Genomic DNA, 219 nt, shown 5'->3' on the forward strand with positions numbered 1-219 from the left:
TATCATCTTTACTAAGTGATGATAAAGGACGATTTGACTGGCGTACTTTGCGTCGGAATAAGTGGCGACCATTGTCGCGGAATCGTGGGGTACTTTCGTCGGAATATCTACCTTTGGTCAACAATGTCCAATAATGCTTCCCGGGATTGGTTATCGAATGGTTGTAAGCCAAAGTCATCCAGAATAAGTAGATCTGATTTTAGTATCTTTTTCATTTCC

1 pseudogene is annotated in these 219 nt (G+C 41.1%); it reads right to left on the reverse strand.

The window, feature by feature from the left end:
- Positions 1-110: 110 nt before the first annotated feature.
- A pseudogene (locus NJT12_RS25010) lies at positions 111-219 on the reverse strand (ATP-binding protein); the annotation flags it as partial.

It is taken from the genome of Flavobacterium azizsancarii, assembly GCF_027980145.1.
Lineage (GTDB): Bacteria > Bacteroidota > Bacteroidia > Flavobacteriales > Flavobacteriaceae > Flavobacterium > Flavobacterium azizsancarii.